Annotated in this window: 26 protein-coding genes; 24 read left to right on the top strand and 2 right to left on the bottom strand. The window is 41.0% G+C overall.

Annotated features, from left to right (window positions below):
* Positions 1-114 precede the first annotated feature (114 nt).
* Genes lepB through traN form a run of 4 tightly spaced genes read left to right on the top strand, consistent with a single transcriptional unit; the run spans position 115 to position 6,212 of the window.
* On the top strand, positions 115-639 hold the full coding sequence (lepB, locus tag HMPREF1144_RS08400) for a signal peptidase I (protein ID WP_042927273.1): 525 nt from the start codon (positions 115-117) through the stop codon (positions 637-639).
* Positions 626-1,987: a TrbC family F-type conjugative pilus assembly protein gene (locus HMPREF1144_RS08395; protein WP_042927272.1), complete on the top strand. Its 1,362-nt coding sequence runs from the start codon at positions 626-628 to the stop codon at positions 1,985-1,987. Before lepB ends, HMPREF1144_RS08395 begins: the two co-directional genes overlap by 14 nt.
* Positions 1,984-3,021: an IncHI-type conjugal transfer protein TrhU gene (gene trhU / locus HMPREF1144_RS08390; protein WP_009652382.1), complete on the top strand. Its 1,038-nt coding sequence runs from the start codon at positions 1,984-1,986 to the stop codon at positions 3,019-3,021. The genes HMPREF1144_RS08395 and trhU overlap by 4 nt, the downstream gene beginning before the upstream one ends.
* A gap of 14 nt (positions 3,022-3,035) precedes the next feature.
* Positions 3,036-6,212 (top strand): conjugal transfer protein TraN, encoded by a 3,177-nt coding sequence (traN, locus tag HMPREF1144_RS08385; protein ID WP_009652421.1) that lies wholly within the window; start codon positions 3,036-3,038, stop codon positions 6,210-6,212.
* 38 nt (positions 6,213-6,250) lie between these two features.
* Here traN and HMPREF1144_RS08380 read toward each other — a convergent pair whose 3' ends face one another.
* Positions 6,251-7,102 (bottom strand): hypothetical protein, encoded by an 852-nt coding sequence (locus tag HMPREF1144_RS08380; RefSeq protein ID WP_227500428.1) that lies wholly within the window; start codon positions 7,100-7,102, stop codon positions 6,251-6,253.
* A gap of 268 nt (positions 7,103-7,370) precedes the next feature.
* On the opposite strand from HMPREF1144_RS08380, the gene HMPREF1144_RS08375 reads away from it, so the two are divergent.
* The 19 genes from HMPREF1144_RS08375 to HMPREF1144_RS08290 all read left to right on the top strand — a co-directional run bounded on the left by HMPREF1144_RS08375 (position 7,371) and on the right by HMPREF1144_RS08290 (position 23,088).
* On the top strand, positions 7,371-9,170 hold the full coding sequence (locus HMPREF1144_RS08375) for an ATP-dependent helicase (RefSeq protein WP_009652406.1): 1,800 nt from the start codon (positions 7,371-7,373) through the stop codon (positions 9,168-9,170).
* 330 nt (positions 9,171-9,500) lie between these two features.
* Positions 9,501-10,496, top strand: a complete 996-nt coding sequence (locus HMPREF1144_RS08370) for a hypothetical protein (protein ID WP_009652468.1) — start codon at positions 9,501-9,503, stop codon at positions 10,494-10,496.
* A gap of 105 nt (positions 10,497-10,601) precedes the next feature.
* Positions 10,602-10,955 carry a hypothetical protein gene (locus tag HMPREF1144_RS08365; RefSeq protein ID WP_042927270.1) on the top strand — a complete coding sequence of 118 codons (354 nt, stop codon included), beginning with the start codon at positions 10,602-10,604 and terminating at the stop codon, positions 10,953-10,955.
* 59 nt (positions 10,956-11,014) lie between these two features.
* Positions 11,015-11,872 (top strand): hypothetical protein, encoded by an 858-nt coding sequence (locus HMPREF1144_RS08360; RefSeq protein WP_009652467.1) that lies wholly within the window; start codon positions 11,015-11,017, stop codon positions 11,870-11,872.
* Positions 11,869-12,930, top strand: a complete 1,062-nt coding sequence (locus tag HMPREF1144_RS08355; RefSeq protein WP_009652428.1) for an ATP-binding protein — start codon at positions 11,869-11,871, stop codon at positions 12,928-12,930. The genes HMPREF1144_RS08360 and HMPREF1144_RS08355 overlap by 4 nt, the downstream gene beginning before the upstream one ends.
* A 92-nt stretch (positions 12,931-13,022) precedes the next feature.
* On the top strand, positions 13,023-14,099 hold the full coding sequence (locus tag HMPREF1144_RS08350; RefSeq protein WP_009652461.1) for a DUF3150 domain-containing protein: 1,077 nt from the start codon (positions 13,023-13,025) through the stop codon (positions 14,097-14,099).
* A gap of 64 nt (positions 14,100-14,163) precedes the next feature.
* Positions 14,164-16,038 (top strand): hypothetical protein, encoded by a 1,875-nt coding sequence (locus tag HMPREF1144_RS33540; RefSeq protein WP_009652403.1) that lies wholly within the window; start codon positions 14,164-14,166, stop codon positions 16,036-16,038.
* Positions 16,039-16,109: 71 nt separating this feature from the next.
* Positions 16,110-16,340, top strand: coding sequence for a hypothetical protein (locus HMPREF1144_RS08340; protein WP_042927269.1), 231 nt, complete (start codon positions 16,110-16,112; stop codon positions 16,338-16,340).
* A 110-nt stretch (positions 16,341-16,450) separates the two neighbouring features.
* The gene (locus HMPREF1144_RS08335; protein WP_009652473.1) at positions 16,451-17,695 is read left to right on the top strand and encodes a toprim domain-containing protein; all 1,245 of its coding nucleotides are present in this window, start codon (positions 16,451-16,453) and stop codon (positions 17,693-17,695) included.
* A 69-nt stretch (positions 17,696-17,764) separates the two neighbouring features.
* Positions 17,765-18,304, top strand: a complete 540-nt coding sequence (locus HMPREF1144_RS08330) for a hypothetical protein (RefSeq protein ID WP_009652459.1) — start codon at positions 17,765-17,767, stop codon at positions 18,302-18,304.
* Between the two features lie 141 nt (positions 18,305-18,445).
* The gene (locus tag HMPREF1144_RS31160) at positions 18,446-18,664 is read left to right on the top strand and encodes a hypothetical protein (protein WP_071532244.1); all 219 of its coding nucleotides are present in this window, start codon (positions 18,446-18,448) and stop codon (positions 18,662-18,664) included.
* Positions 18,639-19,265: a hypothetical protein gene (locus tag HMPREF1144_RS08325; RefSeq protein WP_224225248.1), complete on the top strand. Its 627-nt coding sequence runs from the start codon at positions 18,639-18,641 to the stop codon at positions 19,263-19,265. Before HMPREF1144_RS31160 ends, HMPREF1144_RS08325 begins: the two co-directional genes overlap by 26 nt.
* The gene (locus HMPREF1144_RS08320; protein ID WP_009652463.1) at positions 19,252-19,494 is read left to right on the top strand and encodes a hypothetical protein; all 243 of its coding nucleotides are present in this window, start codon (positions 19,252-19,254) and stop codon (positions 19,492-19,494) included. The genes HMPREF1144_RS08325 and HMPREF1144_RS08320 overlap by 14 nt, the downstream gene beginning before the upstream one ends.
* A gap of 69 nt (positions 19,495-19,563) precedes the next feature.
* Positions 19,564-20,004: a hypothetical protein gene (locus tag HMPREF1144_RS08315; protein WP_042927268.1), complete on the top strand. Its 441-nt coding sequence runs from the start codon at positions 19,564-19,566 to the stop codon at positions 20,002-20,004.
* 9 nt (positions 20,005-20,013) lie between these two features.
* Positions 20,014-20,421 carry a hypothetical protein gene (locus tag HMPREF1144_RS08310; protein WP_009652411.1) on the top strand — a complete coding sequence of 136 codons (408 nt, stop codon included), beginning with the start codon at positions 20,014-20,016 and terminating at the stop codon, positions 20,419-20,421.
* Between the two features lie 41 nt (positions 20,422-20,462).
* A complete protein-coding gene (locus tag HMPREF1144_RS08305; protein ID WP_042927267.1) occupies positions 20,463-21,422 on the top strand; it encodes a DNA replication terminus site-binding protein in 960 nt (319 codons plus the stop codon).
* A complete protein-coding gene (locus HMPREF1144_RS08300; RefSeq protein ID WP_009652416.1) occupies positions 21,419-22,174 on the top strand; it encodes a hypothetical protein in 756 nt (251 codons plus the stop codon). The genes HMPREF1144_RS08305 and HMPREF1144_RS08300 overlap by 4 nt, the downstream gene beginning before the upstream one ends.
* Positions 22,174-22,497: a hypothetical protein gene (locus tag HMPREF1144_RS08295; protein WP_009652478.1), complete on the top strand. Its 324-nt coding sequence runs from the start codon at positions 22,174-22,176 to the stop codon at positions 22,495-22,497. The genes HMPREF1144_RS08300 and HMPREF1144_RS08295 overlap by 1 nt, the downstream gene beginning before the upstream one ends.
* 273 nt (positions 22,498-22,770) lie before the next feature.
* On the top strand, positions 22,771-23,088 hold the full coding sequence (locus HMPREF1144_RS08290; protein ID WP_042927265.1) for a hypothetical protein: 318 nt from the start codon (positions 22,771-22,773) through the stop codon (positions 23,086-23,088).
* A gap of 61 nt (positions 23,089-23,149) precedes the next feature.
* Here the strand turns inward: HMPREF1144_RS08290 and HMPREF1144_RS08285 are convergent, their stop codons facing one another.
* A complete protein-coding gene (locus tag HMPREF1144_RS08285; RefSeq protein WP_009652440.1) occupies positions 23,150-24,475 on the bottom strand; it encodes a tyrosine-type recombinase/integrase in 1,326 nt (441 codons plus the stop codon).
* Here HMPREF1144_RS08285 and HMPREF1144_RS08280 point away from each other — a divergent pair.
* Positions 24,458-24,712 (top strand): Hha/YmoA family nucleoid-associated regulatory protein, encoded by a 255-nt coding sequence (locus HMPREF1144_RS08280; protein ID WP_042927264.1) that lies wholly within the window; start codon positions 24,458-24,460, stop codon positions 24,710-24,712. The two genes, HMPREF1144_RS08285 and HMPREF1144_RS08280, sit on opposite strands and share 18 nt — an antisense overlap.
* Positions 24,713-24,796 lie beyond the last annotated feature (84 nt).

Raw genomic sequence — 24,796 nt, 5'->3', positions numbered from 1 at the left:
CCTTAAATCAGGGGCTATTTTTTTATGTAAATCATGAAATTCCTCCTGTTATCTGGAAAAAATTACTCACCATTGGGGCATAATGATCTGAAATAATCACTCAGGACACATTATATGTTGATGTCTCTAAGGTATCTTTCACCGCAACGTAGGGGTTTATTACAAGTCGATAAATCACTAATTTTGCACTTTGTTATAATTTCTGTATTGATACATTTATTTTTTACCAGGTTCACGCTGGGCCACGGACTGCTCTATGGTTGCATTCCTGCTGAATATTACATGGTGGATAACCACGACAAGCAATATGAAATAGGAGATATGATTAACTTTACAATGGACAGGGATGCGAGATTCATTAAGGCTGGCGATAAAGTAATTAAAATTGTCGCGGGGAAGGGAGGGGACAAAATCCAGATTACCGATACATACGTTAAAAACGGAGATCGTCTATTCCCGGTCGATGGAAGCCGTATTGTGAAAAAATATCAAATTGCACCAGAAATCCTGAACCGAGAAGTGACGGTTCCCGCCGGGCATATATTTGTTGTAGGACAAACCGACTACTCATGGGATTCCCGTTTTTGGGGAACAGTACCAGAAACGACAATCACAGGAAAAGCATATGCCATCTTCTGAATGCCTCAAAAAGTTACTTTTTTGCTGTCTGTTAGTAACTCCTCTTACACATGCTAGTGACTCAGCTGAACCAGCTGGAACTCAAAGTATGGAGTCGGTCGTCGGTACGCCTCGTTACAATCCAAGCTCTGTATCTGACAGCGTCCGGGCTGTAATTGAACATACAGGTAAGCTACGAGAAGCGAACACCATGAGTGAAGTAGCTAAGGACATTAAGGAAAACCAACCCACTGAAGTGTTTTCAGAGGATGCTGAAAAGATAAATCAGACAAAAAACGAAACGATGAGAACGCAGTCATCAAGCATAGAAAAAATGTTCGGGAAGTCGGGAATTACAGCACAGGACTTTGAACGGAAACTGGATAACAATAAAAATGAAGAACTATCAACTGATAATGGTTTGACGATATTTGCATCATTCAGCATGCCAGATTATGTTTTGACTGACCTGATTAAAACGGCATCAGAAAATAATGCACGCGTTGTGTTCCGGGGACTTAAGGATGGTGTTGAAAACCTAATTCAGATGCAGGTAGTGTTGCGTAATTATATAGCGAATGCAAAAATAAAAAATGAACCTTTAGTCACTCTCGACCCGGAAAGTTTTACGCAGTATAGCGTTAAAGAAGTACCAACTATGGTTTACAAAAAAGATGATAAGACCTATAAGATCAGCGGGTCGATTAACATCAAGTACTTCATGAAACAGATAGAAGAAAACCCTGAAAAAACATCCTTCCCGGTGACTGCCCAAACATTCCCTGTAAAAGAGAAGAGCATAATACAGGAACTGGAGGAGCGCAGTAATAAATATGACTGGGAAGCAGCCAAGAAGAATGCATTAAAATCGACATGGCAAAATCAATGGATGGCCTCCCTTCCTGTATCAGACGAAAATAAAATCTGGTATATCGACCCAACTATTCAGGTAAATGAAGATATTAAAGATAATCAAGGAAATCTTCTGGCAGCTGCCGGTCAAAGAGGTAACCCTCTAGCACAATTACCTCAGAAACTTACCATGATCATCTTCGACCCAATGAATTCAGAGCAGTTAACCTGGGCGAAGATACAGTTTATGCACCGTTTTGGAGAAGGAAAGGTCATGCCTGTCTTTACGCGAATCAAACGTGAAGATGGCTGGAAACATTTGGAAGAGCTCCGTGGACAGTTTTATGGACAAATGTACAAAATCAACCCCGAAATCATTAACCGTTTTCTAATCAAAGCCACTCCATCAATTATTTCCGTTGAAAACACATATTTCAAAGTCCAGCAATTTGCCCAAGCTGATGTGCGCGAGTACACCCGAATTAATCAGCAATCAGAAAAAGAGGTGGCGCAATGATTAAAAAGTTACTTTTACCTGCGTTCACAGCAATTATGCTAAGCCTGGCGCTGCCTGGTATGGCAATAGGTGCTGAAAACGGTAGTGGAATTTGTCAATCAGCTGGCGTATGGAAAGGGTTGATCAAAAATATTTGCTGGAGCTGTATTTTCCCTATGAGAATTATGGGAGTAGGTAAAGCACCAGAAGGAGCCGCCCCTTCAGAACCTGTTTGTTTCTGTACTGACCAGAACGGGGTTCCTGAGGTTGGCTGGCAGCTTTCGTTCTTTCAACCAGTAAAAATGGTTGAAGTAGTTCAGTCCCCGTGGTGTTCACCAGTTCTCGAAGGTGTAAGCCTGCAGGCATCGAGTTTTGATATGGGCAAAGGCGCTACCAATAAACCGAAAGGTGGTAACGAAGCGGGGTTTTATGATGTTCATTTATGGGAATTCCCGATACTGGTCATGCTAAAGCTTCTCATCATGGGGGATTGTACGGCCGAGCCATACATTGATCCGTCTCTGACATATATAAGTGAGGTAGACCCTCTTTGGGAAAATGACCTTCTTACGCTCGTTCTGAATCCAGAGGCTGTAGTGTTTGCAAACCCTATTGCTTCTATGTGGTGTGCAGCAGACTGCGTCAAAGTGACTGCAGGGGCAGATAACTTGAGTGCACACTTTTGCGCCGGATGCGATGGCAATCTATATCCGTTAACGGGCCACGTATTTGCGAACGACGATTCAGTCAGAGTTTCATCTTTGCTGACACAACGAATGATAACAAAGCTTCACAGACAAGGAATGCTGATGCAAACGATGGGTAAGGATGCGATGTGTGAGCGAGGATTTAGTTACTTCATGCCAAGATCGCAATATCGTTTGTCGATGTTATACCCCGTTCCGGAAGCAGAAGGGCCTGAGTGTTGCCATCGATTAGGTGATTCAGTCCATGACTGGTCCACTAGAAAAGGCGGGCGTAAACGAATAGGTGTTAATAACTACGTATATATGCTGTGGAGATATAATGACTGTTGCGTTAGATATATCCCTTGATAACGGTAAAACATATGAAAAAAATTATTTCTTTGATTTTATCCGTATCCATAATAACTAACACACTGAGTTGGGCATATTATGTCACCCTGATAAACATGGTATTGACCCCAAGGGTTTATGCCGCAAACGAAATATATGAGAGTCTTGAAAATACCTTTGACCTAAGTAACCCCGCTGCAAACAGAACCGCAACGGTTACGACAGATAATATTCTGGAAAAATATAAGAGTAGTGAAGGGGGTTCATACACTGAGAAACTGAATTCATACGACAACACTGGCTCTTCAAGTGTTGATATGAGTAAGTACAGTGGTAAGCAGTTTTCTAATGAGGATGTATTAAACTTTGCAAAAACAGACGGAGCTGATATAGCAGGAACAGTTTCACTTCCAAAGATGAGTGGGAATAACATAACAATTAATGGAACTGAAAATGGAGGAAAGTTACTTTCCCGGAATGAAGATGGAAGTATATCAATTAAACCTAACCCTAATGCTGGTGGCAGAATAACGGGCACCAATACGGCTGAAATGTACAGTTCAGAGCAAAATAATGCTGATGTTCAGTTTAATGCAGATGACAGTTATGGGGATGAGAAGGGGTTTGTAGAGGATATTAAAAACAGGAAAAGTCAGCTTTTTACAGCAAACAGCTATGACGGCCAGGCCTACCGGTCGCTGGTGTCTGCTACCAAGTCGAATCCTATACCTAATATTTCACCAAATGACCCTATGTTCACGAGTGGAAGAAGCGAGATTGCCAATGCAGCAGCCGGAACAGGGCAGTGGCTACAGAATTGCTCAACGCAGACAACTACTTCAACAATTGACAAACACACTCCAGATTATAAGGAGTATTACTGTAATGCACCTAAAAAGGATAATTACAGCAGTTGTACGATAACTCGTGAATTTAGTGTTCCTGTATACATTTCAGGAGGAAATGGCGACCTAAGCGTATGTGGTGACAATTGTATAAGAGTCTGGTTCGGACGACATGGTGATGACTATTTTGATGAGGGCGTGCATGAAAATAGTATGTCACTTCATTTTCACCAGGATGCTGTCATTAAATCTGCCAAAATAGTTTCTGCAGAATGGGATGATCACATGCAGGTCAAAATAGATAACACCCAAATTTTCGCACATATAGATGGTGAATATCGTGATCCGGGTTATGGTTCGCCAAGAAATGGTCTTGAGAGAAAAACATCAAATAAACTACAAGAGCCTATTGATGTTACTGAACAAGTCAAAAAATCAGTATACGATGAGTCAGACAATGAAGTTGAAATGTCATCCACTGTATGGGTAGGTGGTAAAGGCGAAGGGTATTTTGAAGTAGAATTGATATTTGAAAATATTAAACTTGAAGACAAACACATACAAGAACCAGCAGGGTGCTATGAAGCTGTAAAAAAAACAGACTCATTTTGTCGCTTTGATAGATTTAACGATTTGGATGTTGGAACAAAACGACTACCACAGTCTATTCTGCAATATGCGTCACCTCTTTATGACGGAGACACAAACAATATAACCTGGAAAACAAACCTAGAAGGTTATTTCTGTGACCCACTAGGAAAAGAAAAATTATGTCAGTATGACGCATCAGGTAATATCTTGAAAGATGCTGATGGGAATGATGCCTGTTACAACTACGATGATATAAAGACCATGCCAGATGCATGCTCCAAATACTCCACAAACTCGTCGTGTTCGATGTCAAAACAATCGTGTGCAGAAGGATGGTTCGATGAAGGCACGAATCAATGCTATATGTATGAACAAAAATGGACTTGCGATGAAGGTACAACAAGAACCGTTACTATTACTAATGAGTCTAATACTTGCATAGGTATGATCCCATGTTCTGGTGGTACGTGTAATACTGGTGCAAATGAGGAAAATAAAGATTTTGGAAAAGTTGTTGCCTACACAAGCATGGTCCAGAATATGCAGGGTGACGCAATGTGCAGCGACCCAAATGATTCAAACTCCTGCATTGTTTTTTCTGGTGAGAAGCAATGGTGCGGTCGCTCTGTAGGTTTTGTTAATGGACTCGCAAAAACTGACTGCTGCGAAGCTCCTGAAGGAGCAGCTGGTAAGCTTGAAGCCATTATCCTGGCAGGTACCATGTTGAGAAATACAAACTGGAGTAAAATCTCAGCTAAGTTGACGACCTGGACTGGAGGCGAATCCGGTACCTGGGCCTCTATGACTAATTCAGTAGGGCAATGGACGTCCGGAGTATCGTCAAGTGTGGGTCAAATGTGGCAACGAGTGACCGAACCCCTGACGTCAGTGTATGAGTCAGTTACAGGCAACGTTTCTAAACTGATTGGATCTACCACAGTAGAGGGGGGTGGTTCCGCAGCCGCAACTGAGCTTACCAAAGACGGGTTACAGACTGGAGGACTCGCTGCAATTAAACAGCAGTTAATGAATAAAGCTTACGACATGTTACCCGACGCAATTAGGGACTTTGTTTTTGATAAAACAGCAAGTGCAGCCGGGCAGGCTGTTTTTTCCTCAGCTGTTACCAACTTTATGTTGGCCTTGAATGTTATTGGTTGGATTTATACAGCTTATCAAATAACAAAAATGCTTCTCGAAATGCTTCTTGCCTGTGACCAAAAGGAAATGGAGGCATCAATACACAAGAATCAAGGAGCATGTTTTGTAATAGATACCGACCGCTGTGTTAAATATCTGAACGTTGGATTCACAAAGAAATGTATTAAAAAAGCAACGGATATGTGTTGTTACAACTCGTTATTATCGAGAGTTATAATGCAGCAGGCTTATCCTCAATTAGGTATTAATCCCATAGAAAGTGGTTGTGTTGGATTAACAATCTCACAGGTTCAGCAACTTGACTGGGATAAAATAGACATGACTGAATATATTGAATCTGCTGTTGTAGCAGGGGAGGTCCCCGATGAATATGCAACATTTACAGAAAGCTCAGTTGCTAATATGGGACCTTATAAGAATGACAATGCACAGTTACCATCTGAACGAGCATTAGAGTCAATGGGTGGTGATGTCAACATGACAAAAGCGAGGGAAGAGAATACGCAGGCTTTGAAAGCAGAAAATGTTGACTGTTCATACTTACCAAGACCAGCAATCTGCGAAGTAGGTTCAGTTTACACGGATCCTATTACCGGAGCTATTATCAAATAACTATCTGACCGGGTATAGCCCGGTCAGATTATAATATTTTAATCAATGCCTTTTTTTAAAGGGAATTTTTTATATCCTAAATCACCCTTAATAAAGTAATATTCTCCGCCATTAAGAGATACACTTGCATAGCCCGGGGCCGTTTTTGGTGTTTGAGGCATTAGTGTAAACCCAGGGAAACCAGTGGTATCAAAAGATAGTCCCTTCACCATAAAGTAGACATATCGAATAACTGTATAATTACCAGCTCGTATATGTAATTCATCTAGTTCTGACCCAGTAGCTGGACGGATTACTTGATACTTAAAGAAGGTTGTTCCATTACTACCAGATTGCGGTACTTCAGTTTTAGTCTCACACGTATCCCAAGGCCCCATAAAGGACTTAGTTATTGTACATTCAGAAAGAGCTTTGCTTTGTTGTGAGTAAGTTGCATTGTTTAGTTTAGGATGATCTTTGATAGCATCGATAATTATTTTCGCCCCATTTTTAACAAGTGCCGAGTCATTGTATGGCAGATTGGTTGGGTTTGGCACGAAAACTACAAATTGTGGGGCCTGGATGTATTCCGCATCTGCTTCACTATAAAGAGATGCTGTAAACATTCCGATTCCTGCGTTAAGGCCACCGGTGATCGCTCCAGTAGCCGTATTCAAAAGCATTTTGGAGGCAAGACCTTCATCGACGCCTCCAGCAGCATTCTCAGCTTCTTCGACATTTGCCTGGACCCCAGCCAATGAGTATGCGTTTACTGCCAAGGATTTCTGACGATCTGAGTGCCAGTAGACGTCATGCATTTTAGTAAACATGCGGTTTTCCGGGCTGGTTGGTTGTGTAGCACAACCGGCAAGGAGTGTGCAAGCCAGTACAGTGGTCAGTGTCTTTTTCATTTATGTGTCCCAGTGGTTTATTTAAAGTGATTATTCCATATAAAATTCCTTGTGCAAGGGGGTATTTTTTAATCTTATCTTTTATAGGTCATAAACAGTGTGAGTTTATGAAACACAACATGAGTAGGATTGCCTTCATAAACTAAAGAAATCTACAAGCACATCACCATAAAAAATGAAAAAAAAGAAAAAAATTAAAGTTGATACTATTACGAAAAAAAAGCACCAGGATGTGACATTATAAATACCTAGATATAAAGGAGCTAAGATGGCATCTAGTACTGAAGAACAAGACCGTGTTATACGAAACATGGATAAAAACACAATGGTGATTGCATGCCCAGGCAGTGGGAAATCTTTCACAATGAAGGAAGGAACTAAAGCTATTTTTCAGCGACATCCTTTAGCCAGAGTAGCATTGGTTACTTTTACCCGTGCCGCTACTGATTCTTTAAAAGGTAGTCTACAAAAAATGATAGAACCACAACTCATGAGTAGGATTGAGGTAGACACATTTCATGGTTTCATAAAAAAAATGGTTAATCAAACCGGCTGGAAAGGTGGGCTACTTATCGGTCACAAACAGATGGCTATGGTTTCTCGTGTTCAGAAACATTTGGACTACCATGAAGGTGTGTACGACATCATGCCATTTATTGATGGGATCGGACGAGAACTAAATCCTGATATTATTAAGATAAAATATACACGTGACCAAATAGCATTTTACAACGAGTATATGAATTTTTGTAAAAAGGACAATGTTGCAGATTTCAACTCATTGTCAAAATATGTTGTTGGAATGCTCAGCACAGATAAAATGAGGCCATTAGGTATCACGCATCTGATTGTTGATGAAGTACAGGATACCGATGGAATTCAATTCACATGGATTTCAGAACACGCCAAAAGAGGGATCAATACCACGATAGTTGGTGATGATGACCAGACAATATATAGCTTCAGGGATGCCGGAGGCGTAAAGATTTTCAGGCAGTTCAACAAAGCATACAACCCCAATGTTTTTCATCTAACAAAGTGCTTCCGTTGTGCCCCAGTCATTTTGAAATTTGCTGATGCGGTGATAAGCAAGAACAAGGCACGTTACGAGAAAAGCCTTGTATCAGGAAGGCAAGGAGATAGAGGGAAAGTTACTTTTGTGAAAACTGATGATGCAGAAAACCAGTTTGAGACTATCAGAGATCTGGTGGAGAAGAACCCAAATGACTGGGCCATTTTGAGCAGAAACAACACCACTTTGGACAAGATGGAAAGTTATCTCGAGATGCCGGTCACCCGGATAGGAGGTAAATCATTCTGGGAAGGACTGGAGCCTAGTAATATCCTTCACCTGTTCACCTACTTCAGGCAGCCTGGTAACGTTGGTCTGATGAAACGAGTGCTTTCATTTCTAAATGAAGATGAGCAAATCCTTGATGTGTTATGGAAACAGATGAGTGCCAGAAAAGTTACTTTTCAGCAAACGGACTTACCCAATGATTCTTCTGTGCTCACTAAAATGCTGCATAAGCATATGACGCTCATGTTGACTGACACGCAAAGTAAGGAAGAGATAGAAAACCGGTTTAAAAAAATAAAAGAGTGGTTAGAAATGGCCGGATACAAAATGTTCAATACTAAAGGTGATCCATCAGTTACCCGGTTATCATTAATGTCCTGCTATCGATGGGCAATCAAAGATGGATGGCTGAAGATGCTTAATATTGCAGCTGGCATGACGATGGGGAGCAAAAAAGAACCAACTGATACCGAGCAGAGTGGAATATGTCTTTGCACACTGCATGGTTCAAAGGGCCTTGAATGGAAAAAAGTAATAATTATAAATTGCAACAATGACCAAATACCATCACCAAAAGCCATTGGGGATGAAGGTATTGAGGAGGAGCGCCGATTATTTTTTGTAGGAATGACACGCGCCGAGTCAGAGCTTTACATAACGTGGCATGGAAAACCATCTGAATTTATAACCGAATCGTTCCCTAAAGTAGTTGAGTTATCCGGTGAATATGCTGTGGTTGAAGGCAAAGAAGATTTTTGTTTACAATGAAAGAATGTTGTTGTATAAATTTATTAATAGTTTGTTTTAATACCTATACCCCTTCTAAGATATCCATAAATGGATAGCTCATTTTTGAGTTGCGACACCAGAGCCTCTTTTTCATAGAGTGGCGCTGGTGCGATTACTCACGTCTGTATTTCCACAACTCGTAGCTTATTTACTTTTAAAAAGTAACTTTCTACGGACTCCTTAATGCCAGAAAAGTATAAATTCAGGCGGTTTGTTACTTCCGGGTGATAAACGACGGCATATGCCACCTTTAACTGAAACTATGTATGTGGTTTTAGTTACTCAAATCTAAACTAATAGGTACTTAAAATGACTGCTACTACTGCTAATTCAACTGCTAATACATCTACTCGTGCTAAAACATCAAATACTGCTAAAACTTCACAGCCAGCTGCTAAAGCTCCTAAAAAAATTGATAAAGACTCAATTTTAATGGCGCATGCAAAAGTATTCTATGGTGACGAAATTCCACCATCAAATACTGGCAGTGATATTTGCAAAATTGAAAAGGGCACTGATAACGACAAGGCTTACATTTGGTATATGACAGATTCTGTCAGCCGTGTAGTCGAGTTAAAAGCGCTTGAGGAAAGTTCAAAACTGAAGCATCTTGTTGGTTCTGAACGTTCTGTTATCTACAGCATTAATGTTAGCGATACTTTCATTAAGGAGATCACTCTCGATGAGGCAGAGCAACTTCTTGAAGAGTTCCCTGACATTCCACGTGAAAAAACACTCGAAGAATTTTTAGCATCTCTGGATGTTAGGCTTATCGAGTTAAATATTGACTCTATTGTTTCATCAGAAAATCTTAACTTCGGAAAAGAAAAACTGATTAAACTTGGAGCAGTTAAAGTAAGTCAGTGGCTTCAACTTGTCATTGATGAAGTCTTTGTTTTTTATAAACGTGAAAACTTTATTGAGACTGTAGAATCTCCCCATAAGGACCTTAATGACTTTTACAGTAAATTGAAACCTTTGATGAGAGAGTTCGGTCTTAAAGATAAACATTATGGGCTTTCATTTAAAGAGATGATGATCCACAAAGTTGATGGTTTTGATTTTGTTGTTTCTGATTCAATGCCTAAGTTGCTTAAGCTTGAAGCCTCATTGAAAGAAGAGGAATTAAAAGCAAAGGCCTTCACTGAAAAGCCATTAGTTGATGAAGCAATCACTGAAATTCCAAATAAGGTTATTTCTTTCTATGATTCGGTAACAACAAGAGTTCTGAAAGGAGCTGCTTGTGTAGCCGTTGTCTATTTTGGAGCTTCTACTTTATATAACTTCGTTAGCTACATTCAATGAACGTCATATATATAGCGTCTTCTTTATACAAGATACACGCATACCATCCATAAGGAGAAAAGAGACTCCTTCTGGGTCTCTTTTTATTTTTTAAAAGAGGCCTAAATGTTTACTAATCATATTAATACTGTCTGTGTTTCCGGTGAGGTTAATAAGGTTATAATTCGTCCAGAATATGACACTATTATGTTAATACTGGATAACAAACAAGAAATGGAAAATAATGGTAAAGTCGAAATGGTCGTTTCCCCTATCCAGGTGAAGATACCACAAGACCTGTATGATAAGGAATTTAAGGAAATTATTCGAGGTGATAGCCTTATGATTTCTGGTTGTCTTGTTACTGATAAAGTGTCTTCTGGTGAATTCACGGTCGTCAGAGTTCAAGCCCAGAAATTGCTTCATAGAGTACCTAAACCGATAGAAGGCTTTGGCGCTTCAAGGTTCTTAACGCGTTAAATTTCTTTAACCCTATAGGGAGAAATCCCTTTTGGGTTTCTCCGTTGGAGAGACCTATCATGCATTTAAGTAGTAAATTTAAAAGGATTGTTAATAAAAACCAACTTAGTTTTAGCTTCTTTTTATTCGAGGAAGATGAAGTTAAGGAGAAGGTATATAAACCTGTGGTTTCATCTTCAATCAATGAATCTGATATAGGTGACGTATCAACCTATGAATATCAGGAGCTTGATGATTTCGTTTGGTCTGATGAACATATTTCCACATTGTTCTATAAGTTGATGGAATCATCATTTGTAACTGTTCAGTACCATATAGACCATTCCATGGTTTATAAAATCGATTCACATGGTTATCGATATTTAACACCTAAATTAAAATTGGAGTTAGACTGGTACTGTACTAAACAATTTCAAATCGTGTGTCATTACTTTGGATATGACCCCGATGAAATTATTCTGTTTATAAAGTCAAGGCTCTTACTTGAGGTGCGTTCAAGAGAGTCAATGCAAAACCTTATCAATTCATTAAACACTGACAACTTAACATTTTCACACCCTATTATAGGCCCGCTGAAATGGTCAGATTTTTTGGATCCAGGTTATTGCGACTCAAGGAGATCGTTAATTATAAAATGGTCAATAGCAGACAGATTGAAACTCTTTAAAAAGATTTTCGACGAGCAAATGCTAATCCTTGAAAATTTAAGTGAGAATGGTGCATGGACATGGGATCGAATTAAAGATTCATACGTCCTAAAAACTGAAGCCGTTGATTATATTCAGTGGTTATATTCAGATGCATGTAAAGTTATTTCTCATGCATACGGATTTGATTACGGATTACTTTTAAACACTTCAAAAGCCATTATCAAAAACAGACTTTACTATACATATATGAAATGGGGTTATTTATGACACACGCTACCGCCGCTAATAATACATTCAATATTGTTTCTCTTACTGCTAATGAAGACTCAGAATCGGAGATTAAATATTTCGAATCACATGAATTAACCAAAGCAGTAGAATACGAAGATTGTGATGATTACATTCTTGTTCGTGCGAATGAGCATTTTAATGTAAGCAGCTTTTCTGAAAATGACGTTGTACCAATTTTCAAAAAAGTCACTCCTTTTCGTGCACTACTTAATAGTAAGTACCGTCCAAATCCGATAACCCTTCGTCGAATGATCAAGTTGCTCATGAATAATGAGATAACAGCTGGAATTTGTCTGCAAGGAGAGTCAGGGTCTGGTAAAACTGAGCTGGCATTATATATCAGCCACATGCTTAACTGGCCTATCACCATCAAGCAAATCAATAACGAATTATCTATTGATGACCTTGAAGGTATGAGAACGCTGGAAAATGGTAATACACGGTATGTATATAGTGACCTTGTCCAAGGCTATCGTGATGGTCACATCATTCTTCTTGATGAGATTGATAAAATAAATCCCGATACTGCTGCTAAGTTACATATGCCATTAGAACGTAAACCGTGGGCAACTGCGAAAGAAGGAGGCGATTTGATTCATGCAAATCGTTTCACAAGATTTATTGGCACTGCTAATACGAACATGAGCGGAGATGATATGCGTTTCGCTTCTTCACAGTCTCAAGACTCTGCATTTATTAAGCGGTTTTTAATATTGCCGATGTTTAGACCTGACGAAAAAGATATGTATAACGCTGCAGAGGCTCACTTCCCTGAACTGAGTCCTTCATGTTTGAGAGTGTTTGCTAAAGTTGCTTTTGAGCTCAACAATCTGAAAGACGACGAGTTGGTTATGGATATTCGTGAACTCATATCATGGATTGCCACTTCGAAAGTTCTTGATGAAGAAATTTCTGTAGGGTTCACAATTGCATTCACTTCTAAGTTATCTTCTGAAGCAAGAAGTAGGGCGGATATATTGCTTGAACAATTGTTCCCAGAAGAAATGTTTCTTTCAATTTCACAATTGAAGTAGAAAGTTAATCTTAATTCCGTACTTTATAAAACCCCACCGGGAAATATTTTCCCTCTGGGATATATTTTTCCGGTGTACACTGGAGAAATATCATGGCTAAAATCAAAATTGCTGCTATTGCCGATACCACTCACATCAGCAAATCCGTTCAAACTTTCATTGATCGCCATCCTGAACTTCAAGATGGTGCCGTTATCATTAAGGTAGATGTCGAAGGTTCGCAGGGTCGCCGTCGTACTAATGAAATAAGACAGTTTTTTGTTGAAGATGAAGTATCAGACCAGTCCAGCGTTAGCAAGGTTGAAATTCAATGGATTTCCAGCAAGGCTTTGAACTTTAAAAGCGCCGTGCATACGCGACTAAGTAATTTAAAGCGTAAATATTGCATTCCATTCAGCTCAATGAACATACTTCCGACATCTAAACTGGAGGAGTACTTAATTGAAGTTGAAGCCGTCCGAGAGTACTTCAAAGAAGGTATCCAGAATGCTTTAGAACGTTATGAAGAGTACATTCAGATGGAAAAAGATAGAAGTCCCAAAATTGCAGACTTGATTGAAAAATTGAGAATGACAAAGACAGACTTCGAAAATTCTTTTCTTTTCCAGGTTAGCCACCCTATACCTTTCACACCAATATCAATTGATGGGGAGGATTTAGGTGACCGCTATACAGTGGGTTTAATTAAAGATATCGCGGCGACTGCTGAATCTATTTATGCTTCCTGCACTAAGCCAAAGATTGACCAGACTTTTGTAGAGAAACTTGCTAATTTGAAGGAAAAGGTTGTTAGTTTTATGTTTATGGATGATCGGGCAACTAAAATTGCTGATTCAATTCAAAGCGTATTAAACCACCTTCCGAATGGAAATTTGGATTCGGCCCTTCACATGAGTTTGTTCCGCGAGTGGTTATTACTTTTAAGTGATACTGACCGTTTGAACAAAATCATGGATGGAGATGATTTAGTAACTAGTTTCATTTCCGAAATTAAAAATAGATTTAATGATTTAGATGATAAATTGGTCAATAATTCAAGCTTGAAATTTGTCGATCCGTTTGCAACTAAATCACCTCAGGCTAATACCCAGAGTAGTTCATTACCTTTAGTGTCAAAAAATGATGGCGTGCAGAAAAAAGTAACTTTCGGAACGTCACTCAATTTTTGATTATTCAATTCCCTCGTGGGCATACCCACTTGGGTGCGCCCATTTAATATAATATGGGTGTTTTATGTCTATTAAATTAAGTTCTTCTTTGCGTTCAAAGTTAGCAGCTCAGAATATCGCTCGTGTCATTGGTGCTGACCCTGACCTTACTATTAGGTTTGCCGGTCGCAAAATGAACCCACGAATTGATATGGTTAAAAAAATAATATATTTACCTGATGGTGACTTTAGTAATGATAAATACTGGAAGTTATGCTCTGGTTGGATTAGTCATGAAGGTGGTCATAATCGTTTTACTGAATTAGAAACCTGCATAAGTTTTGAGAATGAGTACCTTTCAAAATTACCAGGTTTTGATCATATATTACCTGATGGTGTTCCTGTTTTCTCTTCAGAAAACGATGAGAAGAAAGCACGAATTAAGTTAAAAAGACTTCATCGGGAAATCAACCTTTTTGAAGACATTCAGATGGAGGAGAAAACTGGGAATCTTTTTCCATTATCTAAATCGATGCTTTCTGAAATGTATTCTTTAATGGTTCAAGATGGTTACATGACTGCAGATGGAAAAAATATAGTTTCATATGTGGAAATGTACATTTTAAATAAACTCCGAGTCAACCAATTAGGGCAAGAAGGCATTCCTGAGATTTTAAAAAATTTCTTTGATCTTGCTGATACTACTCTATTAGGTTTGAAAGATCGTTTTGATTCATTAATCGCAGAAGCTACCGGTGTTAATTCAACTCTTATGGCATGTGATTTAGGATTAAAACTTCATGAAGAGTTTGAAAAATTACGTGATGATCTAAAAGAGAAAGAAGAAGAGCAGAAGAAACATGATGATTCTGATGACTCTGATGACTCTGATGACTCTGATGATTCTGATGACTCTGATGATTCTGATGACTCTGATGACTCTGATGACTCTGATGATTCTGATGATTCTGATGATTCTGATGATTCTGATGATTCTGATGATTCTGATGATTCTGACAGCTCCGATGATTCTTCTGTAAGTGATAATTCAGATCTAAAACCTGTTTACTCACCCGAACAGATAAAAAAGGCCATAGAGGATCTTGATAATTATCTTGATTCTGACAATGACCAAACACCATCGCATGATTTTCATGAAGCTCTTAAAAAAGCAATTACCGTGATGGCAGCATCATTCAGTGATGAAGATGTTACAAATTACGGGGTTCGCATCGGTTTTATCCGTCTTACTGAAGAGGACTATACTAAAGCACAAAATAATTCACGTGACCTAAGAAAGTTACTTTCTTCTCTATTAAAACAGAATGTCCGCCGTAACAACCGGCTTACAGACCGTGGAGCTCGCCTTCATGGAAGAAAGCTTGTTGAGGTACCTATGGGCGCAACATCTGTCTTTAAGAAAGGTGGGGATGGATGGAAGCGATCTGACGTGGGTATAGTTAATCTACGTGATATCTCGGCATCTATGTATGAAGTTGGTGAACTAGCTTTAAATGCTAACCTCGCTTTTACCTTGGCTTGTGAGTCGGTAAACAATATTGATGTTGCTGATGTTGTTTATCCGGTCCAGAAAGAAGGTTTTATAGACATTCTTAAGCCATTTAACGAATCAGTTGCTCACAATTTCTCTGATTACGAAAATGTAAGTAGCGGATTACATACTCCAACTGCTGAAGCGATAAATGAATGCGTAGAATATTTATTACGTTTCAATTTTACACGTAAGGTTATTTTTATAGCGACAGATGGTTTACCGTCTAGTCCTGTAGAATGCGTTAGCAGAGCAGTTGAACATGCCAAGAAACATGGTATAGAAATTGTCTGTATCGGTTATGGCATTGAAAAACCACAAGGCTTCGACGGCGTTTATTTTAAAACAATAAACGATATATCTGAATTAATTCTTTTGTATAAGGAATTAATCAGAAGTCTGGTCTAAATTTAAATACCTTCCCCTGCGGGCTTATATACCCGCCTGGGTGTATTTGCTCGCCTTTTAGGAGCAAATATATGAAAGGTGAAAAATATATTAAGCGTGTCCGAGTTGACTCTCGTCAATTGGACGGTGGAATGATCGGAACCAAGATATACGTTACTGAAGGAGAAGTTGTTGACGGTGTATTGCCGGTTGAACGTCTTGTGCGTGATTCCAGCTTTTCCGAGGAAAATTCTGAAGTAATGGACTCAGTAGTTGACAAACTGGTGAGTAAATATCGGAATAACGGTTACGAAATCTTATAAATGAATGTGCCACCCTGTGGCACTTCCTTCATTCTGCGTTGTGGGTTTCTCAATGTTATCTGCACAGCAGTAGGCATTGTGAAACCCACAATGTCAGCCAGGAGAATATTATGAGTCATTCTACAAGTTCTAATTTACCGGCTAAATCACCAATGCAGCATGCACAAGAGACATTTGACCTCGTCAAGTCTCACGTTCATCAATTGGGTGGATGGCGTAATGTTCTGTCCTTTTATCCTGAATTTCATGAGGCGTTAGAAAAAGCACCTCGCTCCGTAAAATGCCCGTTTACAGGCGACGGTAAAACGAAATTTAGATTTAAAGACCGTTCACTGGAAAGTGTTCATGCTATACATGAAGATTATCCACATAATGCATTCATTGATGGCATTGATTTAATTGCTGAACTAAAGCAGGTTAGTAAAACGCAGGCTGCAAAAGACATTCTGGAAATGATCGGTGTTTCTAAGGACAGAAAGTTGAATGAAGCAGACCGCGTTAATATCGTTCTTTATGAGAAAAAAGCTTCTTCTTTCTCTGATATTGGAGAAGAGGAAAGATTTAATCGCATAAAGAAATTAGAGGCTGTATACAAATATACTAACATTGCGACTCCCGATTCTTTAGTAGCTCGATATCTTTCAGGGCGCGGAATTAAGAGGATTCTCACAAAGTTACCAGCAAGCCTGGGGTTAAATCCAAAAATGCGTTACTGGCATGGTGTTAATAAACCTGCCAGCTTTCACCCCACGATGGTTGCTATCTTTAATGATAAGTTAGGTCGCAATTGCACTATCCATAAAACTCATCTTAGTGATGATGGGCTTGTAAAAGCAGATGTTGAAAACCCAAAGTTAATGATGAAACCGGTCTATCAGATGAATGGTGGCTCGATCCAGTTGTTTAAACCAACCTATGATGAAATGTCTAAGGCTTGGTTTTTGGGTATCAGCGAAGGTATAGAGAATGCGTTGTCGGTAACTGAGGCAACTTCAATACCATGCTGGGCATCTTCAAGTTCTACGTTTATGGAAATGCTCGAAATTCCTGATCATTTTATGCCTCCTTCTGATTGCGATTTCATCGAATTGACGATTTGGGCAGATAAAGATCGGGTTAATCCAAATACAGGTAATGCTGCCGGAGAAACTGCTGCACAGGTTCTTAAGAACCGAATGGAACCATTATTCGCTGCACGCTATCCTCATGCGAATGTCCATGTACACATTTTCTTACCAGAAATTGATATTCCTGATGGTAAGAAAGGTGTCGACTGGAATGATGTGCTAATACTCAATGGGACAGAAGCTTTTCCTGGTAAACTTGAAGAAAAGTTTTTCGACCTGATTAAGTAATTATCATAACCCATACAGGGAGAGTTCTCCCTGTGGGGGCTCTCTCATTTAACATTAAGAGAGCCTGTTATGAACAATATTTCTGCAATTGATATTGAATCTGTATTCACCTGGGTAAAAGATAACGTCATTTTGAAGCATTCCTCCACTCTTGTTAATACACCGTGGTATGACTACGACATAGAGGCAGATTTGCGCTTAATCAAGCAAGCCTTAATCAATGGTAACTCTGAATTTATCTACGTTGTTCGCGATCATGGCACCATGTTGCTTTTGTTATCTGAATTTCACTCCTCCATGGCACTTGATTGGGATGGTAGTGAGGACTTTGCATATTATCATTGTAAAATGTTTAGCATGCAGAGCGTTCGTCTCACAAAGCAAACTGCTGGTGTTCTGTTAGATCGAGGGCCTTTACTTAAGTCTTTTAGCGGTGGCAACAAAAACACCTATCTGAAAGAGATTTTAGATTTTGTTAATAATAAAGGTTTTAACTCCGATCCCGCACGGTCACTCTTTGACTGCCTTCACATCGGTGAGGAGTTAAACCTTCCCTCAATGAAGAACTTCATTGCGCGAGTTGAAAACCATCTTCGCTGCTTAAATTAATTATTCATTGTTGTCTATAAAAAGAGCGCATATTTTATGCGCTTTTTTTTTGCCAAAAAAATTTCTCAAAGTCTGATTTTTAGTCCCTTAGTCCAGAAACTTTGCCTTTCTACTATGATTTAATAGTTTAAAGGAGGGCTGATGAACTACAGACATGAATGCTATGGCCTAGAAAAGTTACTTTTGGCCGATGATGATTTCCTTCTCTACCTTTTTGGTGGGGACAATGCTGAAGCTTTACGTACGGACTTGAAATTGCGTTATGCAGCCGGTGAACGACTTATCACAACGCAAAATTGTCCAGACTTTTCACCTGTCTGGGGTTGCCCTGGGCATGAAAGAGAGTGTGTTGATGAGTAACCCGTATGACCTTTCAATGTATTCATTACTGGTTGTAATGGTCATTTTGGCCCTTGTTTCAACGTGGTATGCAAAAGACCACAAAATTAACTTTTATTTGTTCCTTCTCAGCATAGTTACTTTTGTTGCTTTATTGGCTGTCGGGCTTATCAACTGGTTCGTTGAAGGCTCAGTTTATGGTGCTTTAATCACAAGTGCAGGTATCATTTGCCTCAGCATGACCAGACTGAGACTGTTAGTTTATCGCTATAGCGTTAAGGCCAGTGTTAAAAGCATCGTATCTTCGGTTACTGATGGTAGAAGGGTGGTTTTCATTGCTCACGATAATTTAGACCTGAGAGAAGTCGTCTTATCCTTGTTCAGCCATCACTTACCAACACAATCACGCGTGGTACGTGGTCCTCTGGGTTTCGGAATGGATAATGATATTGATTTCATAAAACAACATAACCTTTCTGATCAGGGGTACCTGGTTATCTTCTTGAACCAGGAAGATTCATACACATGGTTAAAGCTCATCGCAGATGGTGCACCAGAAAAGGCAGTTGCTTTTAATTTTGATTATATTCCAGATCTGGAGAGCAAACATGAAAACGAATGATGTGCATGGCGCAGCTGACGGCTTGCCGATGAACACGCTTGTCATTGACACAGCAACAGCACGTCGTTTTGAATGTGTAAAAGAGAGGGTACGTAGACTCGGGTTCAATAACATATCCGACCCTGAAATTATTGACGCTATCCTGTCTGAAATAACAACAGCTGATGCTGCTGGTATTATTATCGAGTACAAATTAAAAAATACAAAACCTTTGCTCTCGATAGATTAGGGCTTTACAGAGCATTTTTTTATGCTTTCATATTCATTAATGAAAAAAAAGAGAACCTAAAAATTGAATATGATTTTCAAAGAAGAAATAGTCCTGGGTATCTACAGCTGGTTGCATATGACACCTGTCAGTATATTGGTCAGAAATATTACCAGTGCTGGTGGCTCTTTTGCCATCGTTCGTTTGACGGTTGACAGCAGAGGAGTGCAGATGGGCCCAAAGGCCCAGGGCCAGCTCCTATGCTCATTTAGTTTTAATGTTGATGAGACCTATGTGGCAGATACCGGGGAAGGTCCCAGGATTATGAAAGCCGAAATGATGAACGCGGTTATGCAGATTGTTCCTGACTTTATCGAGCTTACGGATCGTCAAACCCATGCAATCAGGGAAGAAGTTTCCGTGTTTGATCGAGTTTGTGCAATGCGCCTTACCGGTGGTCACGGGAGCTCAAGGTCGCTGTGGGAGAACGATATCCTCCCACGCATGAAGAGCCATAGCCAATTACAGTGAGGCAGGACGATGGGTAAAGTGCACAGTATCGGAAACATTACCTGGAAGAACTACGAAAGTGCATCGTTTAAAGCCTATGCCGGTATCGGGGCAATTTTAAGCCTTGGACTCATTACAGCGACGGTGCGTAACTATGAAATCCTGCAGATGACGGTTCCGTATTCATGGTATCTCTACTTTACGGCATTCTGGCTACTTTATCCGTCCTTCAGGATCTCTTTCAGCGAAAACGCCGGGCGAATGTTTATTTCGTGGGGATTTTTCGGCCTGAAGCTGATAACGATTAACCGGCCTGTCCCTGCTGGTTACTGGCTCGTGTCGATGGAGAAAACACGATACCGGTTGATTCGGGTGTGTCAGGACGGACGCCGCCTGCCGCTATGGCTGACATTCAGAACTTTACCTGAATTCATTTAACGACTAACGTCCGCCCTCGGGAATCAAGATCGGGAGATGAAATGAATACTGACTTCGCACATTACAATGAAGAGCAACTACGCAAACTCGATGAGCTGCACAGTTTACTCCAGGATAGCGAGATCGGATCAGCTTACCTTGCTTCGCTCCCGGAGCCACGAAGCATGGAGGAGTATCATCCCCCGCAGGAAATTAAGGTGACTCACTCGGTGCCTGGCCTCGACACCCTGGTGGACATCTACCGGCAGCAGCGGGTTGATAAAGGCCTGGCGGAAAATGAACCTTATTCAACCAAAATCACCCGTAAATACCCCGGGTTTATTGTCGTCAATAATAATCATGACGAAGTGTTGGCGCTGGTAGGAGAAATCAACCGGCTACGGGATAAGTTTGCTGATGCGGTCAAAAGTATCACTCAATACAGAGACTCCCGGTCAGAAATTCTGCATCAGGTTTGCCCGTGGCTGGTGACCCTGCAGGTATCCCGTAACATCCGCATCGTGACTGAGAAAATTCGTACTCTCGGTTTTACCTGGCAAATTCCGGTCGTTCATAAATTCACCCGCCTGGAAACGGTTATTGATCGCTTACGCAGGGAACTAACGGCACTACAGCCTGATATCAGGCTGACAATACAGGATGTTAAGCGACTGAAGCAGGAGCGTAGTGAGGAAATCATGATGCTGTCGTTGCTCAATGAAGAGGTCAGTCATGAAGATGAGCAGCTGAGGAGGTTTCGCATCATCCGGGAAAGTAACTTTCCTGCTGTTAACGTCAATATCAGGTACACCAGTCCACATGATCCTGATGACGTGTCCGGACCGTACAAACTCAACTTCAGAGCCCCTTTACCGTTAATTTTGTTCAGTGAGCCGAGCCGTTTTAACCCGTTAAAAGATTACGAAAAAGGTGAAAGGCAGAAGCGCGGTAATGTTGATGAAAAATATCGATCTGTCCTGCCACGAATTGGGCTGGTGGAAGTGATTAAGGAGTCGGCATGAGCCGGATTTTAACCGGTATTTGTCGTGCGGACCCGGCCAACAGGCTTTACGAGGTCGCGGTCAGTCGGGGAATATCGTTTGTGAACGCGAAGGAACGTTTCCGGGTTCAGATCAGTTTTAAAAATGCTATGACGCAACCGAGTGAAGACAGATTTCTGGCTGAGTTACTGACAGTTCATCATTTCCTCTCGGATCCCTCCATTCTGTGGCATATGGAGAAACAGGTTTATGCCAGCACCACCTTATGGGCCAGTACATCGGCCTGGCTGCCTGATATATATCAGCGCAAAGCCAGTACGCCCGGCGTGGTAAAGATCATCCGGTATATGCATGCTCTGTTCCCGGGACTCAACACATCGGTGGAAACCAGTGAGCAGGGCTACGGGCAGGCTCTGACCAGCACGAGTCTTGAAGTCCCTTCCTGGCCTGCGATGCCACAGTTTGACTGCGAACTGGGTAAAGTCCAGATCACGATGGGAGGGATGATTCGTTACACAGAAACCATGAGCAATAAAAATTGCAGAAACCCACTTGCACTGATGATGAAGAGTTTCAGGAAAGGGATGATCCCCGTAGATAAACTGCCAGAGAGCAAGACAGCAAGACTTTTGCCACTCGATATGAATACCGCTGGTGAGGTATTTTCTCACACCACCTGGCCGAGATATCGCTATGTGTTTGTTACCGGCGAGGGCGGCATTAAGAAACTGGTCAATGTGGTCAGGCTGAGATTAAAACCCCTGGAGGAATAATGAATTATGCAATATTTATGGTCGTAACCGCCCTGTGTGCGTATGGCCTTAATTTTTTGACAAGCAAAATCGGGGCCGATGCGAGCCAGAATAATCGGGGCGACGGCACGGAAGGGATGGCCTTACGGTGTATCATTTCATTTATTCTGCTTCTCGTGGCTTTATTTTTGCCCATCAAACCGGCAGTGATTCATCTGGGGGTGGAATTTGCTGCACTGGTAAATTTCATTGCCTGTGTGGTTCTTTACACCCTGGCGGGTATCAAGGTAAAACGGAGATTAAAAAAACAACGGAAAGCAGAAAAGGCAGACCAGAAACGCTAACAAATTAAATCACCCTAATTTTCCTTCGTGAAACGCACCAGAAGCCATTCTTGAGCAAGATAAGGCTTTTCTTCGTCTTCCTGCCGTACGGCCGCATAATGAAGGAACTGGGGCGTTTCACAATGACGGGAGAAATGAGTCTGCATCCATTCTGAAAAGCACTGAGTTTTGAGTTTCCTGACTGTGTTGTTCTGCCTGAAACTTTTCCCCACTCACAACCAAGGCGAACACAAGCGTAATAGCCATTCCTTTTACATTCCATCCGGAGGGACAATGAATAATAAACGAACCATTACTACTCGTGAGCAGATAAAAGTAAATGGAGAGATTAAAGAAAGAACAGCCACGCATATTGTAACAGGTGCACATGGGTACGAAACACTCTGCACAAGTGGATATAATATCGACAGGAATGAGAAGGGTGAAATAATTCATAATTGCGAGAAGATAGCAGAGGATGAATTGCCTGTTACTTGTCCAACATGTCGTGTTGTCTGGTTTCATACCCATGAATTCAGTATTACTGACTTTGACACATTATCTGATAGAGGTAATTTTGTTTTGACAGACTTGAAGGAGATTAATATTTAATGACGTTTCATTAACCCCCACAACACGTTAACACCTGACTGTCGGTATCTCCGGACCCATGTTATATGTCGTCCAGATGATTGCGCATAAAGCTCACCATGGCTTTTTCACTGGCAAGGTGTGCCCTTATATACCGGAAAACCATCTTCGGATCAGACCAGTTCCCCATCTCCGTAATTTTCTCCAGAGTGTATCCGTCCCTAAACAGTTCAATAGCCCCCCCGACTCGCACACTGTGCCCTGTCCACTTAATGTACCGGCCAGACTGTCGCTTATCACCCACTTTACCGGCTATATCCCACAGGCGCGAAAATGCTTGGTTCAGTGAATTGGAGGACAGAATACCGACATCCTCTCGTGAGACCTGTGAGTCCTTCTGCAGCTGAGTGAGCAACGCCTGATTGAATCCAGCCTTCAGGAGCATGTTATCTATAGATTTGCCTCTGGACAGCTTACTGCTGGTGGCCGGAAAATACCGGTTTGTATGGACGTTGACAGGTTGAAACAGGTAACGGTTCCCGAAGGTTTCTGTATTCGTATACTCCACCGTTTCAATCAGTCGCCTGACGTGTCGGCTGCACTGTGCCGAAAGTTGAAACGTCAGGTTGCTCGACAGGCTTGTTTTGGTCCGCATCACATCCAGAAGGTAACAGGCACTGTCATTTTGCCATTTGAGGTCACCGGTTTTAATCCTCCTGATTTCCACGTTGCGCAGCAGCGTTTCAAAACCAACCCAGATCATAGCCAGGTCACGAATATCCCTGACGTCGTCGCTCTTCTGGAGGGCCCGACGGAGTATATTGAGGTCTGCAACCATAAAAGGAAGCGCCTGGCCGGTAACCACTTTTTTCTCATTTTCCCGCGCCCGCCAGACCTGGACAAGCGCTTTAATAAGAACGTTGCGGAAGTCAGGGAATCCGAGACTCCCGTTGACGCTCGCAAGGCAAGCAATGAAATGAGAAATGGTCGCCATTTTGACGGATCCATTCAGCCCGTTGATATAACGTTCAACATCAACAGCAGCCACAGGGAAGGGCGTCAGGCCATTTTTGGCACACCATGACGACCAGACACGGGTGGTCCTTAACTGGCTTCTCGCAGTGTTGTAGCGGCGGAAACGTAACAGCTTAAGCGCATCCAGTGCGCTCATGTCATCGGGCCGGGATAGGGCTATCAGCTTCGTTCTATCTGTCATGGAAGATCTCATGTCTTTTAACAGCACTGGCTTTATAACCAGTATACTAACAGTATTTTTTTTCAAAGCCAGGAACAATAACAAAAAACCAGAAATGCCTGACTTGCCAGTCTGTTGGCATTCATTTATTGTTTTCGAAAGTACTGAGTGTTTTAAACCTGCCCCGGAGTGCCGTTGTTGAAAAGCCCACATGCTGAAAGCAACCTCAGAGAAGTTTATCTCCTGAAGTTCAGAAAATGCAGTACAACAGAAACTCTTGATAAAGTTTTTGAACGTATCCAGGATAAATTAAACGAGGAAGGTGGACCAATAAACGAGATTATCAGTCTGAATGGGGCTTATGACCACCGCAGGGCTGAGATTTATATGAAAAAGATATATGACAAAATACCCGCCTCTGTGTGGAGTCTCATTCCTGATGATATTTAAATAACTTCCAGTTAATCATGTTATTTCCGGTTTGAGTAAAGCGGTTGATGTACAATATTTTATCTGCATTAAACGAGGAATCAA

The sequence above is a fragment of the Klebsiella sp. OBRC7 genome (assembly GCF_000293135.1).
GTDB classification, from domain to species: domain Bacteria; phylum Pseudomonadota; class Gammaproteobacteria; order Enterobacterales; family Enterobacteriaceae; genus Klebsiella; species Klebsiella michiganensis.
Note: the sequence above shows the minus strand (reverse complement) of the source record. Positions and strands in the feature narration are given on the sequence as shown.